Source organism: Kaistia sp. SLG-1 (assembly GCF_059699055.1).
Genome location: NZ_AP048544.1, coordinates 3,060,077 through 3,078,024, shown reverse-complemented (window position 1 = coordinate 3,078,024; position 17,948 = coordinate 3,060,077). Strand labels below are relative to the sequence as shown.

Below are 17,948 nucleotides of genomic sequence, written 5' to 3'. Positions count from 1 at the left end.
TAGCGTCCCGTTAGCCTGCCGTCACCGGCGCGGCCCTGGCGCGGTCCGGCGCCGGGACGAGGATCCTCTCCGGCGGCGCCAGCGCCAGTTCGTCGCCCGCCCGGTGCAGGGTGTGGACGTAGAAATAGCTCGCCTGTGCGTTGGTCCCCTCCATTACCGGCGAAGGGGCGGAGACGATCGTCAGCCCGCCGCTCTCGCCGATCCAGTCGACATGGCGATGGCCGTGCATGATGACGGCGCGGCCGGCGAAGCGGGCGATCCAGCGCATGAACCAGCTGCCGTTGATCAGCGCCGTGCCGATCCGCTCCGACAGCGCCTTGGCGGGCTGCGGATATTCCACGACGTGGTGGTGCAGCGCGATGATCCAGCCGGCGTCGGGATAGGCCGATTTCACCGCCTCCATCGCCCGCGCCTGCTCCAGCGACACCATGCCGAGCGCGTTGGTGAAGGAGAAATGCGTCTCGGCATTCGAATCGAGCACGATGACGCCGAGCCCGTCGGGACGCGACGGCGGCAGGATCATCGGGAAGGCGGTCGCCCAGAGTTCGGAGATCGCGCCGCCGGCACGCCGCGAGCCGCGATCGGCGAAGGCCTCGACATCGTCGCGGCGGGCCTCTAGCGCGGCGGCGAGGGTGGATCCGAGTTCGCCGCTCTCGCGGTCGACGAGCCGGTAGCGGCTGCCCTGCAGCGCCGCCATGGCCGACAGGGTCCGCAATTGCCGGAGCCGCTTGTTCGGGCTCATCGGCAGGTCCATGCGGGCCGGGTTGGTGCGGTCGACGACATTGACGTCGTGGTTGCCGGGAAGAATCGTGACGAGGGCGGCGAGCTCCGGATGGGGCGCCAGCGCGTCGAGGAACTCGGCCCATTCGGTAGAGAGCCCGGCGTCGGTCATGTCGCCGGTGATCAGGATGGCGTCGAGCGGCTCGGCAGCGTGGATACGGGCGAGACGGGCCAGCGTCGCCGCGAACTTGTCGTTGCCGCGCGGGCCGACGCGGCCGCTCTCGATCCGGAAGCCGTAGCGCTCGCCGACACAATGGACGTCGGAGAGATGCGCCACCCGCCAGCGCGGCGCGCCGGGAACGACCGGGCGGAAGCGGGTGAAGGTGCGCGGCTGCGGCATGGTGGCGTCGGCGATGCCCCAGGCGAGCGCCGCGACGGCGAGATAGAGGGCGAGCAGCACCACCGCATTGGCGACGGCGATGAGCGCCAGCTGGCGGGGCGCGGCGAGATCGGCCAGCGTGCCGACCCAGCGCGTCGCCGGCCAGACCAGGGCGGCGAGCCCGAGCGCCAGCACGAAGACGGTCAGCCCGGCGACGGCGGCGGTGATCGAGCGCGCCTTGACGATCGTGTCGGGGCTGGTGTTCAGGCGCGCCAGGATGCGGTGTTCTGTCAGATGGCGCAGCGTCTCGCGGCAGAGCGCGTAGAGCGGCTGGACGGCGACGGAGTTCAGCGACCAGAAGCTGCTCTCGACGGCGCGGAAGGCGCGGCGGCCGCCGAACCAGGCGACGAGACCGAGCGCGGCGAGGAACAGCACGGGCGCGACGCCCGTATAGAGGATCGCCGCCTGGCGCGAGGCGATCCGGATCCAGATCGAGAGCAGCACCGGCGCCAGCCCGAAGGCGAGCGCCGGCAGTCCCATCAGCAGCGTCCAGGCGACGATCAGCTTGATCGGGCTGATCTCCGCCAGCAGCGAGCCGGCGATCGCCAGAAGCGACCGCTGCTTGGTGCTGGAGGCATCGTCTTCAATGTCACCCTCGCGGGGATCGAGCATCGGGCTCATTTTCATTCCGGGCGCAAGGGCGACATTGAGAGCGTCTTCGAGCGAAGTGGATACCGGTTCGCGTGAAGAAGACGCAATGAAACAAGGAGATAGAGCCGTTCATTGTTTCCATGAAACGATGAACGGCTCTGGGGATGGATCAGCTGGTGGCGCCGGTGGCGGGCGTGGCGCCCGGCGCGGCGTCGCCTGCGGGGGCCGGAGCCTCGGCGGGAGCGGCGGCGTGGTCGGCGAGCGCCTCGCGCAGCGCCTTCTCCTGCTCGTCGGTCAGCGAGGTGCGCATCACCGTGCCGCCGACGCCGCGCAGATCCTCCAGCACCTTGTCGGCCGTCATCTTGCGGATGAGCAGGAACAGGCCGGCATTGCCGGGCGCCAGCGACTGCGCCGCGTCCTTCATGAACTGGTCGTTGATGCCGACATCGGTCAGCTTGCCGCCGAGCGCGCCGGACGCAGCACCAATCGCCGCGCCGACGAGCGGCATCAGGAAGATGAAGCCGATCAGCGTGCCCCAGAAGGCGCCGGAGACGGCGCCGGTGGCGGTCGTGTTGACGAGCTGGTTCAGCTTGATGCGGCCGTTGGCGTCACGCACGGCAATGACGGCGTCACCAAGCTCGATCAGATATTCCTTCTGCATCTCCAGGACGCGTTCCCGGACTTCCTCGGCTTTCTGCTCCGAGGGGAAGGCGATGAATACGAGGTCGCTCATGGTCAGACTCCATCGTTCCAAACGATTTCGAACACGCGGCCGTTCGCCCGGCGAAGCGGCGCGCAACAGGCCGCCGGGCGGGGCGAGACCCCCGTCCGACGCGGCTACCATATCGCGGCAGTCGATAATTGCGAGCGCGCGAAATCCCAACTCCGGCGCGCGCGTCCCAAAATCATAGCACCGACGTGCGGTTGCGCGTTCAAGAGCCCGTGAACCCTGCCGCGTAGCGGCGAAAACGGCCCGAACCGCATCCGCGACGACGCCGAAATAAGTGGTGGAAACGTCGGGCTTGACGAAAAGAACAAAACGTGAACATATGAAGCATCGACAGTCCGATAAGGAGATAGCCATGACAGCCTATATCCGTGATGCGGCCGCGCTCGGCGCCCTGATGCTCTTCATCGCGATGATCGGCCTGTGGTCCGATCTGCTCGTCGCTATCGTCTGACCGGCTCGGGCGGGAAGGGCGACCGGCGATGGACAGGCGGGTCGCTCTCGCCGTAAATCGGGCGGAAGAGGATCGCCTGATGAGTCATTTCGCCCGGAACGTCGGATTCGTTCACCTTAGGGTTCACTCCGCCTATTCGCTGCTCGAAGGCGCGCTGCCGCTGAAGTCGCTGATCAAGCTGGCGGCGGCCGACAAGATGCCGGCGCTGGGGCTCACCGATACGGGCAACCTGTTCGGCGCGCTCGAATTCTCGGAGAAGACCGTCGAGGTCGGAATCCAGCCGATCATCGGCTGCCAGCTCTCCGTCCTGTTCGACGACGGCTTCGAGCCGTCGCGCCGGCCGGTCGCCGGCGCGAAGAACCTCTCCGATCTCGTCATGATCGCCGCGAACGAGACCGGTTACTGGAATCTCGTCCGCCTGGTGTCCCGCGCCTTCATGGAGACGGATGCGGGCGACAAGCCGCATATCCGTTTCGAGGATATCGCCGAGACTCCCGAGGGCCTGATCGCGCTCACCGGCGGCGGCGCCGGTCCGCTCGACCAGGCGATCCGGGCCGGGCAGGGCGGCTTCGCCGAGAAGCGGCTGGAGCGCATGGCGGGGCTGTTCGGCGACCGCCTTTATGTCGAATTGCAGCGTCACAAGACGATCGAGGAGCAGCGGACCGAGCCGGAGCTGGTCGACCTCGCCTATCGCCACGGCCTGCCGCTGGTCGCGACCAACGAGGCGTTCTTCCCGAAGCGCGACGACTACGAGGCGCATGACGCGCTGGTCGCCATCGCCGAGGGCTCGGTCGTCGCCGACGACAAGCGCCGCCGTCTGACGCCGGAGCATTATTTCAAGTCGCGCGCCGAGATGGTCGAGCTGTTCGCCGACCTGCCCGAGGCGACGGACAATTCCGTCGAGATCGCGATGCGCTGCTCCTACCGGCCGATGAAGCGGAAGCCGATCCTGCCGCGCTTCGCCGGCGCAGACGCCGAGCCGGAGGCGGCCGAGAAGGCCGAGGTCGCGGCGCTGCGCGACTACGCGAACCGCGGCCTCGAGAAGCGGCTCGCCTTCCATGGCCTCGCGCCGGGCCTCGTCGAGAAGGATTACTGGGACCGGCTCGAATTCGAGCTCTCGATCATCGAGCGCATGAAGTTCCCCGGCTACTTCCTGATCGTGGCGGACTTCATTCAGTGGGCGAAGTCGCAGGATATTCCCGTTGGTCCGGGCCGCGGTTCGGGCGCCGGCTCGCTCGTCGCCTGGGCGCTGACCATCACCGATCTCGACCCGATGCGCTTCGCGCTGCTGTTCGAGCGCTTCCTCAATCCCGAGCGCGTCTCGATGCCGGACTTCGACATCGACTTCTGCCAGGACCGCCGCGGCGAGGTCATCGACTACGTCCAGAACAAGTACGGCGCCGCCCAGGTGGCGCAGATCATCACCTTCGGAACGCTGCAGGCGCGCGCCGTGTTGCGCGACGTCGGCCGCGTTCTGCAGATGCCCTACGGCCAGGTCGACCGGCTCTGCAAGATGGTGCCGCAGAACCCGGCCAATCCGGTCACGCTGGCGCAGGCGATCGAGGACGAGCCGCGGCTGCGCGAGGCGCGCGACGAGGATCCGACGGTCGCGCAGCTGCTCGGCATGGCGCAGAAGCTCGAGGGCCTCTATCGCCACGCCTCGACCCACGCCGCCGGCATCGTGATCGGCGACCGGCGCCTCGACAAGCTGGTGCCGCTCTACCGCGATCCGCGCTCCACCATGCCGGTCACCCAGTTCAACATGAAGTGGGTCGAGAGCGCGGGTCTTGTGAAGTTTGACTTCCTTGGCCTGAAAACGCTGACGACGCTGTCGACGGCGATCAAGCTGATCGCCAAGCGCGGCATCGACGTCGATCTCGCCGCGATCCCGCTCGACGACCGCGCGAGCTACGACATGCTGACGCGCGGCGAGACGGTCGGCGTGTTCCAGCTGGAAAGCCAGGGCATGCGCAAGGCCCTGATGGGCATGCGGCCGGACCGCTTCGAGGACATCATCGCGCTGGTGGCGCTCTATCGCCCGGGCCCGATGGACAACATCCCGACCTACAACGCCCGCAAGCACGGCGAGGAGAAGCCGGACTACTACCATCCCCTGATCGAGGTCGTGCTGAAGGAGACCTACGGCGTCGTCATCTATCAGGAACAGGTGATGCAGATCGCGCAGATCCTGTCCGGCTATTCGCTCGGCGAAGCCGACATGCTGCGCCGCGCCATGGGCAAGAAGATCAAGGCGGAGATGGACGCCCAGCGCGACCGTTTCGTCCTCGGCGCCGTCAAGCAGGGGCTGACCAAGGATCACGCCAACACCATCTTCGACATGTTGGCGAAGTTCGCCGACTACGGCTTCAACAAGAGCCACGCGGCCGCCTACGCCCTCGTCGCCTACCAGACCGCCTATCTCAAGGCGAACTATCCGGTCGAGTTCCTCGCCGCGTCGATGACGCTCGACATGGGCAATACCGAGAAGCTGAACGACTTCCGCCGCGAGGCGATGCGCCTCGGCATCACGGTCGAGCTGCCTTCCGTCAACCGCTCCGGCGCGGTGTTCGACGTCGAGGAGGGCCGCATCCTCTATTCGCTCGCCGCCGTGAAGGGCGTCGGCAGCCAGGCGGTCGAGCATCTGGTCGAGGCGAGGGCGGGGAAGCCGTTCCGCGACCTCTCCGATTTCGCGTCGCGGATCAACCCGCGCATCCTGAACAAGCGGACGCTGGAAAGCCTGATTTGCGCCGGCGCGCTCGACGGCTTCAATCCGGACCGCGCCCGCGTCATGGCCGGCGTCGAACGGATGATGGCGATCGGCAACCGGGTGGTCGAGGGCGCGGCGATCGGCCAGGACGAGCTTTTCGGCGGTGGCGGGCAGGGCGAGACGCTGACGCTGCCCGACGTCGATCCGTGGCCGCCGTCGGAGCGGCTGCAGCGCGAGCACGCCGTCGTCGGCTTCTATCTGAGCGCCCATCCGCTCGACGAATATGCGCCGATCCTGAAGAGCCTGCGTGTGCAGACCTGGGCGGAGTTTTCGGAAGCCGTCCGCCAGGGCGCCGCCGCCGGCCGCCTCGCCGGCACGGTGACGACCCGGCAGGAGCGCAAGACGCGCACCGGCAACCGCATGGGCATCGTCCAGTTCTCCGATCCGACCGGGCAGTTCGAGGCGGTGATCTTTTCCGAGGGTCTGCACGAATATCGCGACCGGCTCGAGCCCGGCCAGTCGGTGATCGTGCAGGTCGGCGCCGAGGATCGCCCCGAAGGCATCAGCGTGCGCATCGTCACCGTGAAGCCGCTCGACCAGATGACCGCCGGCATCAAGCAGCTCCGCGTCTTCCTGCGCAATGACGAGCCGCTGAAGAGCATCGAGCGGCATCTGGCGAAGGGCAGGGGCGACGGCGACGTCAGCCTGGTGCTGATGCTGGACAAGGGCAAGCGCGAGGTCGAGGTCCAGCTCCCCGGCCGCTACCAGCTCTCGCCGCAGATCGCGAGCGCGCTCCGCGCCGTGAACGGCGTCGTGCAGGTCGAGCTGGTGTAGGCTTGGTGGGTCGAAAGGCTGCGCTGCAAGCCTTACGGACCCTCGGCCGTCATCCCTGCGCAAGCAGGGATCCATGCCGATGCGCGCTCGGGAGCCCCGCGCGGCATGCAGCCCGGCGGAAATGGATCCCGGCTCGGAGGCCGGGATGACGGCGAGCGTGGGGCAGGGGTACGAAGCTCATCCTCCCGAAGCGGGCAGGGCCTCCGCGTCCCCCTTTCCCGCTTGCGGGAGAGGGGTGGGGTGAGGGGCTTCGAGGCGGTCGCCCCCAGCGGAGCGCCGCGTCGACGCCGCCCTGGCATCCACCCCGACCCGCCCTCCCCATCTTGTGTTGATGCGGTGCGGCGAAACGCTTGCCTTCCCGCCTTTCGCCGCCTATAAGGCGCGCATTCCACACGTGGGGCTCGGGCTCCGGCGGCGATTTGTGAATCGTCCGACGGAACCCACCGGTGTCGCATTCGCGGCTTTCCCCACGGAGGCTTGAACCGGTAAAAGGAGATAGGGCCATGGCTCTTCCGGATTATTCCATGCGTCAGCTGCTCGAGGCAGGCGTTCACTTCGGTCACCAGAAGCATCGCTGGAACCCGAAGATGGCGCCGTACCTCTATGGCGTCCGCAACAACATCCACATCATCGACCTGGCGCAGACCGTGCCGATGCTGCACCGCGCGCTGCAGGCTGTCAGCGACACGGTCGCCGGCGGTGGTCGCGTTCTCTTCGTCGGCACCAAGCGCCAGGCTTCCGAGCCGGTCGCCTCGGCTGCGAAGCGCTGCGCCCAGTACTACGTCAACTCCCGCTGGCTCGGCGGTATGCTGACCAACTGGAAGACGATCTCGAACTCGATCCAGCGTCTGCGCCACCTCGACGAGCTGCTCTCGTCCGACGTGCAGGGCCTGACCAAGAAGGAGCGTCTGACGCTGTCGCGCGAGCGCGACAAGCTCGAGAACGCCCTCGGCGGCATCAAGGACATGGGCGGCATTCCGGACCTCCTGTTCGTCATCGACACGAACAAGGAAGCCCTGGCCATCCAGGAAGCCCGTCGCCTGAACATCCCGGTCGCGGCGATCATCGATTCGAACTCCGATCCCGACGGCATCACCTACCCGATCCCCGGCAATGACGACGCCGGCCGCGCGCTGACGCTCTATGGCGACCTGGTCGCCCGCGCTGCCCTCGACGGCATCCTGCGCGCTTCGGGCCAGGCCGGTGTCGACCTCGGCGCCCAGGACGACGTCTATGACGACGCTATCCCGGCCGAGGAAGCCCAGGGCGAAGAAGCCCCGGCTGCCTGAACCGCCCGCGCCGTCGCCCGCGCATCGGGCGGTGGATCGATCTGAAACAATCGCAGCCGGGCGCCTTCGCCCGGCTGTTCGTTAGAGCAACATGAAACGAGGCAGACGATGACCATTTCCGCTTCGATGGTGAAGGACCTGCGCGAGAAGACCGGCGCAGGCATGATGGACTGCAAGGCCGCGCTGCAGGAGAACGGTGGCGACATCGAGGCCGCGATCGACTGGCTGCGCACCAAGGGCCTGGCCAAGGCCGCCAAGAAGGCTGGCCGCGTCGCGGCTGAGGGCCTCGTCGGCGTCGCCTCGTCGGGCAACAAGGCCGTCGCGGTCGAGGTCAACTCCGAGACCGACTTCGTCGCGCGCAACGCCGAATTCCAGAACCTGGTCCAGAAGGTCGCCGAGGCGGCGCTTTCGACCGATGGTTCGGTCGCTGCCGTCGCCGGCGCGTCCTTCGACGGCTCGGACAAGAACGTCGAGCAGGCGATCACCACCGCCGTCGCCACGATCGGCGAGCACATGAACCTGCGTCGCGCCGCTTCGGTCGAAGTCGCGAACGGCGTCGTCGCCAGCTACGTGCACTCGGCCGTCGCGCCGGGCCTCGGCAAGATCGGCGTTCTGGTCGGCCTCGAGTCGACCGGCGACGCGGACAAGCTGCAGGCTCTCGGCCGCCAGATCGCGATGCACATCGCCGCCACCAACCCGCTCGCCGTCCGCAGCGATGAGCTCGACGCCGACGTGGTGGCGCGTGAGCGCTCCGTCTACGCCGAGCAGGCGCGCGAGTCCGGCAAGCCGGAAGCGATCATCGAGAAGATGGTCGAGGGCCGCGTCCGCAAGTTCTACGAGGAAGTCGTGCTTCTCTCGCAGGCCTTCGTGATCAACCCCGACCTGACCGTCGAGAAGGCCCTCAAGGCCGCCGAGGCGGATGTCGGCGCGCCGATCGAGCTGAAGACCTTCGTCTCGTTCCGCCTCGGTGAGGGCGTCGAGAAGGAAGAGTCCGATTTCGCGGCCGAAGTCGCCGCCGCAGCCGGCACGAAATAACCGGGGAACACCGGTTCCACCGTGAAAAACAACAGGGCGCTGGATGACAATCCGGCGCCCTTCGTGTATCCGGAGGCGCATTTCATAGAGTGAAGAGGAAGCTAGTATGGCGGAACCGGTCCGTTTTCGACGTGTGCTCCTCAAGGTTTCCGGCGAAGCGCTTCTGGGTGATCAGCCTTTCGGCATCGATGAGAAAGTCATCGACCGGATCGCCGGCGAAGTCGGACAGGCCGTCGAGCTGGGCGTCGAAGTCGGCCTCGTCGTCGGCGGTGGAAATATCTTTCGCGGCATGACCATCGCGAAGGCGGGCGGCAACCGCGTCGCCGGCGATCACATGGGCATGCTGGCGACCGTGATGAACGCCATCGGCATGCATGAGGCGCTCGAGCGTCGCGGCGTCTCGTCGCGCGTGTTCTCGGCGGTGCCGATGCCGACGATCTGCGAGACGTTCAGCCAGCAGCGCGCCGAGCGCGCGCTGAAGCGCTCGAAGGTCGTCCTGTTCGCCGGCGGCACCGGCAACCCCTTCTTCACGACGGATTCGGGCGCGGCGCTGCGCGCTGCCGAGATGGGCTGCGAGGCGCTCTTCAAGGGCACCAATGTCGACGGCATCTATTCGGCCGATCCGCGCAAGGACCCGAACGCCGTCCGCTTCGAGCGCATGACCCATGCGGACGTGCTCTCGCGCGGGTTGCAGGTCATGGATACCGCCGCCGTCGCGCTCGCTCGTGACAACGGCATTCCGCTCGTCGTATTTTCGATCCAGGAACCCAACGCATTCGTCGACATCCTGCGTGGCCAGGGCCGCGCGACGATTGTCGCCGACGATTGATGTCCGCTGCCGCATTGTCGCCGGCGCGCCAAGATATGAGGATGCCATGAACTTCGACGACTTGAAGCGCCGCATGGACGGCGCCGTCTCCGTCCTGAGGACCGAGCTTGCCGGACTTCGTACCGGGCGTGCTTCCTCCAGCATGCTCGACCCGATCGTCGTCAACGCCTATGGCTCGCACATGCCGATCACGCAGCTGGCGACGATCAGCGTGCCGGAGCCGCGCCTGATCATGGTGCAGGTCTGGGACCGCGCCACGGCCGGCGCCGTCGAGAAGGCGATCCGCGAGTCGAGCCTCGGGCTCAACCCGGTGGTCGAGGGCCAGGTGTTCCGCATTCCGATCCCGGAGCTCAACGCCGAGCGCCGCCAGGAATTCGTCAAGGTCGCGCACAAGTATGCCGAGGCGGCGCGCGTCTCGGTCCGCCATGTCCGCCGCGACGGCATTGACGGCCTGAAGAAGAGCGAGAAGGACGGCATGAGCGAGGACGAGAGCCGCAAGCTCTCCGAGAAGGTCCAGAAGCTCACCGACGACACCATTGCCGAGATCGACGCGATTCTCGCGGCGAAGGAAGCGGAGATCATTCAGATCTGATCGGGCGGGGATAGCCATGAACTCGAATGCCGACGATTCGGGTGCCGAGCTCCTGGCGAAACCCTCAGGCGTCGCCGAGGCGCCGCTGAGCGTGCCGCGTCATGTTGCCATCATCATGGATGGCAACGGACGCTGGGCGGTGGGACGCGGCCTGTCGCGCACGGAAGGGCACCGGCGCGGCATGGAGGCGGTTCGCACCGCCGTCGAGACCTCGCGCGAGCTCGGCGTCGGCTACCTGACGCTGTTCAGCTTCTCCTCCGAGAACTGGTCGCGGCCGCCGCTGGAGGTGCAGTTCCTGTTCGGGCTGCTGCGCCTGTTCATCCAGCGCGACCTCGCCGAGCTGCACCGCAACGGCGTGCGCGTCACCGTCATCGGCGACCGCGTCAAGCTCGCCGCCGACATTCGCTCGCTGCTGGACAAGGCCGAGGCGCTGACGCGCGACAACACCGGCCTGCGCCTGGTTATCGCCTTCAACTACGGCTCGCGCGACGAGATCGTGCGCGCGACGCGGCGGATGGCCGAGGCGGTCGCCGCCGGACATCTGGCGCCGGACGCGATCTGCGAGACGACGATCACGTCCTATCTCGACACGGCCGGCATGCCCGATCCGGATCTCGTCATCCGCACCAGCGGCGAGATGCGCCTGTCCAATTTCCTGCTCTGGCAGGCGGCCTATGCCGAGCTCGTCTTCATGCCGGCCTTCTGGCCCGATTTCGATCGGGCCGCCTATATTCAGGCGGTCGAGGAATATACGCGCCGCGCGCGGCGTTTTGGCGGGATTGCCGCCCGGAGGAGCGGTTGAAATCCCATCATCCCGCGGGTTCGCCCGCGCAGGGCGGCCAGGCGGGGCGGAGCGAATTCCGGCTGCGGCTGCTGTCGGCCTCGGTTCTCATTCCGGTCGCGCTCGTCGCAACCTGGTGGGGCGGATGGCCCGCCTTCCTGCTCGTCGCCCTCGTCGCCGCGATCGTCTTCGCCGAATGGGCCAACATCATCGGCCGCTCGCCCAATCTCCTGCCGTCGACGGCCGATGTCTCGATCGGCACCGCCTTCGTGGCGCTCGCCTCGCTCATCGCCGGCCTGCAGGGGCTCGGCGTCGGCCTCGCGGTGCTCATCGCCGGCCTCGTCGGCGTGGCGCTGCTGTCGCGCTCGGCCTGGCTCGCCGGCGGCGTCGCCTATGCCGGCCTGCTCGGCGTTTCCCTCTGCGCCCTGCGCGCGGACCCGGCCTATGGCCTGGCCTCGGTCACCGTCCTGCTGGTTCTGGTCTGGGCCACGGACAGTTTCGCCTATTTCGCCGGCCGCACCATCGGCGGCGCCAAGCTCTGGCCGCGCGTCTCGCCGAAGAAGACCTGGTCGGGCTCGATCGGCGGCCTCGTCGGCGGCGTCGTCTGCGCGGCGATCGTCGCCTGGGCCTTCAGCCTGCGGATCGGCCCGATGCTGATCGTCTGCCTGGCGCTGCTGTCGATCGCGTCGCAGGCGGGTGACCTTTTCGAATCCGCCATCAAGCGCCATTTCGATCGCAAGGACTCCAGCCGGATCATTCCAGGACATGGCGGCATGATGGATCGCGTCGACGGGTTGATCTTCGCAGCCGCCGGCGCGGCGCTGATCGGCTGGCTCAATCTCGGCGAGCAGCAGGTCGGGCAGGGGATGCTGTCATGGTGAGAAGTCCCGCCATCGCGGCCGGCTGGGCGCGCGCGGACAAGGCACGGCGCACGATCTCCGTCTTCGGCGCGACGGGATCGGTCGGCCGCAGCACGGCCGACGTCATCCTGCAGCATGGCGATGCGTTCGCCGTCGAGGTCGTGACGGCGCAGAGCCGGGTCGACGAACTGGCCGAGATGGCGGTCCGGCTTGGCGCCAGGCTCGCCGTGATCGGCGACCCCGAGCGCTACGAGGCGCTGCGCGAACGTCTCGCCGGCACCGGAATCGACGTCGCGGCAGGGCCGGCGGCGATCATCGAGGCGGCCTCGCGGCCGGTCGATCTGGTCGTCGCAGCGATCGTCGGCGCGGCGGGACTGGAGCCGACGCTCGCGGCGATCGAGGCGGGCGCCGACATCGTGCTCGCCAACAAGGAATGCCTGGTCTGCGCCGGCGCGCTGTTCAACCGCCGTGCCGCCGCGGCCGGCGTCCGCATTCTGCCGGCCGATTCCGAGCACAACGCCATTTTCCAGTCGCTCGAGGCGGCGAATGTCGGCGCGATCGAGCGGATCACCGTCACGGCGTCGGGCGGTCCGTTCCGGACTGCGACGCTCGAGGAAATGCGGCGCGCCACCCCGGCGCAGGCGCTCAAGCATCCCCGCTGGTCGATGGGGCCGAAGATCTCGATCGATTCGGCGACGCTGATGAACAAGGGCCTCGAGCTGATCGAGGCGCATCACCTCTTCGGCATCGAATCGGCGCGGCTCGACGTGCTGGTGCACCCGCAATCGGTCGTGCACGGCTTCGTCACCTATGCCGACGGCTCGATCGTCGCCCAGCTCGGCGCCGCCGACATGCGCATCCCGATTTCGCACTGCCTGAGCTGGCCGAAGCGTGTCGCGATCGCAACGCCGCGCCTCGATCTCGCAACCGTTGGTACGCTAACCTTCGAAAAGCCGGATTTGGAGCGTTTTCCAGCACTGTCGATCGCGCGCCATGCGCTCGAAAGTGGGGACTGGGCCACCAATATAGTGAATGCGGCCAACGAGATCGCCGTCGAGGCGTTTCTGGCGGGCGCGATCGAGTTTCTCGAGATCGCGGCGACCGTCGAGGCTGTGCTCGAGCGGGCGGTGGCAACCGTCGGCGGAACCGAATTCGCGACGGTCGACACCGTCCTGGCGCTGGACGCCGAAGGCCGGCGGCTCGCCGGCGAACTGATTGAATTCCGGGGCAGACGCGCCAGTTGATGGCGACGCCGCGGAATCGGAGAGGGTTTGAGGAATGGACTTTCTGGCTCCCCTGGGACATTTCGGATCGAGCACGCTCGGCTACCTGATCCCGTTCCTGTTCGTCCTGACGATCGTCGTGTTCTTCCACGAGCTCGGCCACTTCCTCGTCGCCCGCTGGTGCGGTGTGCGCGTCAAGGCGTTTTCCATCGGCTTCGGCCCGGAGCTGATCGGCTTCAACGATCGCCGCGGCACGCGCTGGAAGATCTCCGCCATTCCGCTCGGCGGCTATGTGAAGTTCCTCGGTGACGAGGATGCGGCGAGCACGCCGAGCCGCGAGGCCATCGCCGGCATGTCGGACGAGGACCGCAAGGACACCTTCTTCGCCAAGAATGTCTGGCAGCGCGCGGCGATCGTCGCGGCCGGCCCGATCGCCAATTTCATCCTCGCGATCGTCATCTTCGCCGGCATCTTCACCATCTACGGGCGCGAGACCACCTCGGCGCGCGTCGACCAGGTCGTCACCGGCGGCGCGGCCGAGACGGCCGGCTTCAAGGTCGGCGATCTCGTGCTGTCGATCGACGGCTCGCCGATCTCCTCCTTCAACGACCTGCAGCGCATCGTCAGCGCCAGCGCTGACGAAAAGCTCACTATCGTCGTCGAGCGCGACGGCGGCGAGGTGACGCTCGAGGCGACGCCGCAGCGTCGCGAGATCACCGACCGCTTCGGCAACGTCCACAAGATCGGCCAGCTCGGCCTGTCGCGCAGCGCCGCCGCCGCGGATGTGAAGCTCGAGCGCTACTCGCTGCCGCAGGCCGTCTGGCTCGGCGCGCAGGAGACGTGGTTCATCGTCGACCGCACCTTCGACTATATCGGCGGCATCTTCACCGGCCGCGAATCGACGGAAGAGCTGGGCGGGCCGATTCGGGTCGCTCAGGTTTCGGGGCAGGTCGCGACGCTCGGCGTCGTGGCGCTGATCAACCTTGCGGCGATTCTTTCCGTCTCGATCGGCCTTCTGAACCTGTTCCCGGTGCCGATGCTCGATGGCGGGCACCTGCTTTTCTATCTGTTCGAGATCGTCCGCGGTAAACCGCTTAGCCCCAAGGCCCAGGACATCGGATTCCGCATCGGCCTGGCGGCCGTGCTGATGCTGATGCTCTTCACAACCTGGAACGATATCATCCACTTGAGCTCTTTGTGACCGAGCGTGGCCGCTTGGCAACGGACGGTTAAATTCCTCTGTGTCAGACTGGTGCTCGGCTTGCGAATGGGTCAGGCGCATGCCACAAAGCTGCAGTCGATCGGTCCGGTTAGCGAATCCTGTACGGGGGGTTCGGACTGGGAAGTCAGAATAGAACAGGGCGTTTGAACCCAATGAATTCCATCAAGACTTTCACGCGGGGAGCCGCTCGTGCCGCGGTAATGACTGTGGCCGTGCCGGTAATCGCCGCGCAGATGTCCGTCATTGGGGCAAGCTCGGCCCATGCCGACGTCGTGCGTAACATCGTCGTCCAGGGTAACACCCGCGTCGATCCCGAGACCGTCCGCAACTATCTGTCGATCCAGCCGGGCCGGAACTTCGGCCCCGCCGAGATCAACGAATCCGTCAAGGCGCTCTACGCGACCGGGCTGTTCTCGGACGTGAAGATCACGCGGCAGGGCAATTCGCTCGTCGTCAGCGTCAAGGAAAACAACATCGTCGGCACCGTCCGCTTCGAGGGCAACAAGAAGCTCAAGAAGGACATGCTGCAGCCGATCATCGAGACGAAGTCTCGCGGCGTGCTGACGCAGGAAAAGCTTGATGGCGACGTCGAGCGCATCAAGGAAGCCTATCGCCGCAACGGCCGTTCCGAGGCTGGCGTCTCGGTCACGACGACGCCGCGCGACAACGGCCGCATCGACGTTACCTTCAAGATCGACGAAGGCTCGCGCACCGGCATTTCGAGCATCAATTTCGTCGGCAACAAGCACTTCTCCAGCGGTCGCCTGCGCGACGTGATGACGACCAAGCGGACGAACATCACCAGCTGGCTGTCCAAGCGCGATCTGTTCGACGAGTCGCGCTTCGAGGCCGACCAGGAGCTGATCCGCCGTCTCTACATGCGCAACGGCTTCGCCGATTTCCGCATCGTCTCGGCCGAGGCCAATTTCAATGAGGCCACCAACCGCTACGATCTGGTCATCACGGTCGACGAGGGTCCGCGCTACCGCTTCGGCACCGTCAACGTCGATTCGTCGATCCCCGAGGTCGATGCCGCCAATCTGAAGGGCCTGGTCCGCACCCGCGAGGGGCGCGTGTTCAACTCGACCCTGATCGAGCGCACGACCGAGGATCTCAGCACGGCAATCGCGCGCAAGGGCTATTCCTTCGCGCAGGTTCGTCCGCGCGGCGATCGCAACTACGAGAACCGCACGATCGACGTCACCTATCTGGTCGACGAAGGTCCGCGCCTCTATGTCGAGCGCATCAACGTTCGCGGCAACACCCGCACGCGTGACTACGTCATCCGTCGCGAGTTCGACCTGTCCGAAGGCGATGCGTTCAACCGCGTCATCGTCGACAAGGCCGAGCGTCGCCTGAAGAATCTCGGCTACTTCAAGACGGTCTCGGTGACGACCCAGCCGGGCAGCGCGCCCGACAAGGTCGTGATCGACGTCAACGTCGAAGACCAGTCGACCGGTTCGTTCCAGATCGGCGGCGGCTACACCACCGATCAGGGCGGTGGCTTCATCGCCCAGGTGTCGATGACCGAGAAGAACTTCCTCGGCCGCGGCCAGTATCTGAAGGTTTCGGTTGGCGGTGGCGTCGACGATCGTACGGCGAACGTCTCTTTCACCGAGCCGTACTTCCTCGGCCGCCGCATGTCGCTCGGCTTCGACGTGTTCTACAACCAGTCGAAGGAAACCGACTTCCGCGCCTACAACATGGACACCTATGGCGGCACCATCCGCCTGGGCCTGCCCATCACCGACGACTTCAACGTCCAGTTCAACTACAAGCTGGTTCAGCGCGACGTGAAGTCGTACGGCAGCCAGTACGCAGCGGACTTCGAGCCGAACAGCAACCTGCTCGAGACGCTCTATCCGCTCGGAACGTGGGTCAACTCGTCGGTCGGTTACCAGCTGACCTATTCGACGATCGACAACATCAACGATCCGCGCGACGGCACCTTCGTCCGCTTCTCGCAGGACTTCGCGGGTGTCGGCGGCGACGGCCAGTTCGTCCGCAGCTCGATCGATGCGCGCTACTACAAGGAACTGTGGCCGGATTCGAACATCGTCGGCTTCCTGAAGGGCGGCGCCGGCAACGTCACCGGCTTCGGCGGCAAGGACGTCGCGGTTCTCGACAACTTCTACCGTGGCGGCGAGACGATCCGCGGCTTCCAGTCGCTCGGCTATGGTGGTCGCGTGCAGGGTAACGCCAGCGATTACGCGGTCGGCGGCAAGAACTACTGGAACGTCACGGCGGAAGCGCAGTTCCCGCTGCCGGCCTTCCCGGAAGAGTTCGGCCTGCGCGGCGCGGTCTTCGCCGATGCCGGCTCGCTCTGGGGTCAGGACGATCTCAACGGCCTCAACGTGCAGGACAGCTCGCTCGTCCGTTCGTCGGTCGGTGCGTCGATCATCTGGAACTCGCCGTTCGGTCTGCTCCGCGCGGACTTCGCCGAGGCGCTTACCAAGGCGGACTGGGACAAGACCCAGGTGTTCCGCTTCAGCGCTGGCACGCAGTTCTGATAGCCTCTATAGAGAGTTGCAAGGCCGCCGGGTGAGCCGGCGGCCTTTTCTGTTTGTGGACCTTCACGGCATGGCTGATCCCGTCTTTTTCGCGCCGTCAGGGCCGATGACCCTCGACGATATCGTTGCCCTGACCGGGGCGCGGATCGCCAACGGCATCGATGGATCCCGCATCATCCGCGGCGTGGCGCCGCTGGATCAGGCGCGCGCCGCCGATCTGACCTTCATCGACAATCCGCGCTATCTGCCCTTGCTCGCCGACACCCACGCGGCGGCGTGCTTCTGTTCGCCGAAGCAGGTGGCCTCCGTCCCGGCCGGCGTCGCCGCGCTCGAGGCGGCCAAGCCTTACGAGGCCTATGTCGCGGTGCAGACGAAGCTCTATCCGACCGCGCTGCGGCCGGCGCTCGTCTATGGCGCGGGCATCGCGTCGGGTGCGCATGTGCATGAGACGGCTCGGCTCGAGGCCGGCGTCACGGTCGAGCCCGGCGCCGTCGTCGGCGCGGGCGCGGAGATTGGCTCCGGCACCATCATCGGACCGGGCGCCGTCATCGGCGCCGGCGTCCGAATCGGTCGGGACAGTTCGATCGCCGCCGGAGCGACCGTCACCAACGCCTTGATCGGAAACAGGGTTATCCTGCATCCGGGCGTGCGCGTCGGCCAGGACGGCTTCGGCTATCTGATGGGACCGAAGGGCCATGCCAAGGTGCCGCAGATCGGCCGAGTCGTCATCCAGGACGATGTCGAGATCGGCGCCAACACGACGGTCGACCGCGGCGCCAACCGCGACACGGTGATCGGCGAGGGCACCAAGATCGACAATCAGGTTCAGGTCGGACACAACGTCGTCATCGGCCGGCACTGCGTCATCGTCTCGATGGTCGCGCTCGCCGGCAGCGTCACGCTCGGCGATTTCGTCGTGCTCGGCGGCCAGGTCGGCGTCAACGGCCATGTGACGATCGGTTCCGGCGCCCAGGTCGCCGCGACCTCGAGCGTCAAGGACGACCTCGCTCCCGGCGGCCGCTATGGCGGCACCCCGGCGCGAGGCATCAAGGAATGGTTCCGCGAGGAGGTGGCCTTGCGCCGCCTCGCCCAGCGCGAAGCCAGGACAGGACACAAGGATACCCAGGGGGACTGA

General features: G+C 66.9%; 13 protein-coding genes. 11 read left to right on the top strand and 2 right to left on the bottom strand.

Annotated features, from left to right (window positions below; all coding sequences use genetic code 11):
* Positions 1–10: 10 nt before the first annotated feature.
* Complete coding sequence (locus AC6HZP_RS13925; RefSeq protein ID WP_497523351.1) at positions 11–1,780, bottom strand: metallophosphoesterase family protein; 1,770 nt, start codon at positions 1,778–1,780, stop codon at positions 11–13.
* A 139-nt stretch (positions 1,781–1,919) separates the two neighbouring features.
* Positions 1,920–2,483, bottom strand: a complete 564-nt coding sequence (locus tag AC6HZP_RS13920; protein ID WP_497523350.1) for a DUF1269 domain-containing protein — start codon at positions 2,481–2,483, stop codon at positions 1,920–1,922.
* Between the two features lie 527 nt (positions 2,484–3,010).
* Between AC6HZP_RS13920 and dnaE the strand changes: the two genes are divergently transcribed.
* The 11 genes from dnaE (at position 3,011) to lpxD (ending at position 17,948) form a co-directional block, all read left to right on the top strand.
* Positions 3,011–6,472, top strand: coding sequence for a DNA polymerase III subunit alpha (dnaE, locus tag AC6HZP_RS13915; protein ID WP_497523349.1), 3,462 nt, complete (start codon positions 3,011–3,013; stop codon positions 6,470–6,472).
* Positions 6,473–6,975: 503 nt separating this feature from the next.
* Positions 6,976–7,761 carry a 30S ribosomal protein S2 gene (rpsB, locus tag AC6HZP_RS13910; RefSeq protein WP_497523348.1) on the top strand — a complete coding sequence of 262 codons (786 nt, stop codon included), beginning with the start codon at positions 6,976–6,978 and terminating at the stop codon, positions 7,759–7,761.
* A 108-nt stretch (positions 7,762–7,869) separates the two neighbouring features.
* Positions 7,870–8,796, top strand: coding sequence for a translation elongation factor Ts (gene tsf / locus AC6HZP_RS13905; protein ID WP_497523347.1), 927 nt, complete (start codon positions 7,870–7,872; stop codon positions 8,794–8,796).
* A gap of 106 nt (positions 8,797–8,902) precedes the next feature.
* Positions 8,903–9,625, top strand: a complete 723-nt coding sequence (gene pyrH, locus AC6HZP_RS13900; RefSeq protein WP_201404112.1) for a UMP kinase — start codon at positions 8,903–8,905, stop codon at positions 9,623–9,625.
* 46 nt (positions 9,626–9,671) lie between these two features.
* Entirely contained in the window at positions 9,672–10,217 is a 546-nt protein-coding gene (gene frr / locus AC6HZP_RS13895; RefSeq protein WP_201404111.1) for a ribosome recycling factor, read from the top strand.
* 16 nt (positions 10,218–10,233) lie between these two features.
* On the top strand, positions 10,234–11,019 hold the full coding sequence (locus AC6HZP_RS13890) for an isoprenyl transferase (protein ID WP_201404110.1): 786 nt from the start codon (positions 10,234–10,236) through the stop codon (positions 11,017–11,019).
* On the top strand, positions 11,016–11,879 hold the full coding sequence (locus AC6HZP_RS13885) for a phosphatidate cytidylyltransferase (RefSeq protein ID WP_497523346.1): 864 nt from the start codon (positions 11,016–11,018) through the stop codon (positions 11,877–11,879). Before AC6HZP_RS13890 ends, AC6HZP_RS13885 begins: the two co-directional genes overlap by 4 nt.
* The gene (gene dxr, locus AC6HZP_RS13880) at positions 11,873–13,102 is read left to right on the top strand and encodes a 1-deoxy-D-xylulose-5-phosphate reductoisomerase (protein WP_497523345.1); all 1,230 of its coding nucleotides are present in this window, start codon (positions 11,873–11,875) and stop codon (positions 13,100–13,102) included. The genes AC6HZP_RS13885 and dxr overlap by 7 nt, the downstream gene beginning before the upstream one ends.
* A 34-nt stretch (positions 13,103–13,136) precedes the next feature.
* The gene (gene rseP, locus AC6HZP_RS13875) at positions 13,137–14,282 is read left to right on the top strand and encodes an RIP metalloprotease RseP (protein WP_497523344.1); all 1,146 of its coding nucleotides are present in this window, start codon (positions 13,137–13,139) and stop codon (positions 14,280–14,282) included.
* 227 nt (positions 14,283–14,509) lie between these two features.
* Positions 14,510–16,813 carry an outer membrane protein assembly factor BamA gene (gene bamA, locus AC6HZP_RS13870; protein WP_201404106.1) on the top strand — a complete coding sequence of 768 codons (2,304 nt, stop codon included), beginning with the start codon at positions 14,510–14,512 and terminating at the stop codon, positions 16,811–16,813.
* A 70-nt stretch (positions 16,814–16,883) separates the two neighbouring features.
* On the top strand, positions 16,884–17,948 hold the full coding sequence (lpxD, locus tag AC6HZP_RS13865; protein ID WP_497523343.1) for a UDP-3-O-(3-hydroxymyristoyl)glucosamine N-acyltransferase: 1,065 nt from the start codon (positions 16,884–16,886) through the stop codon (positions 17,946–17,948).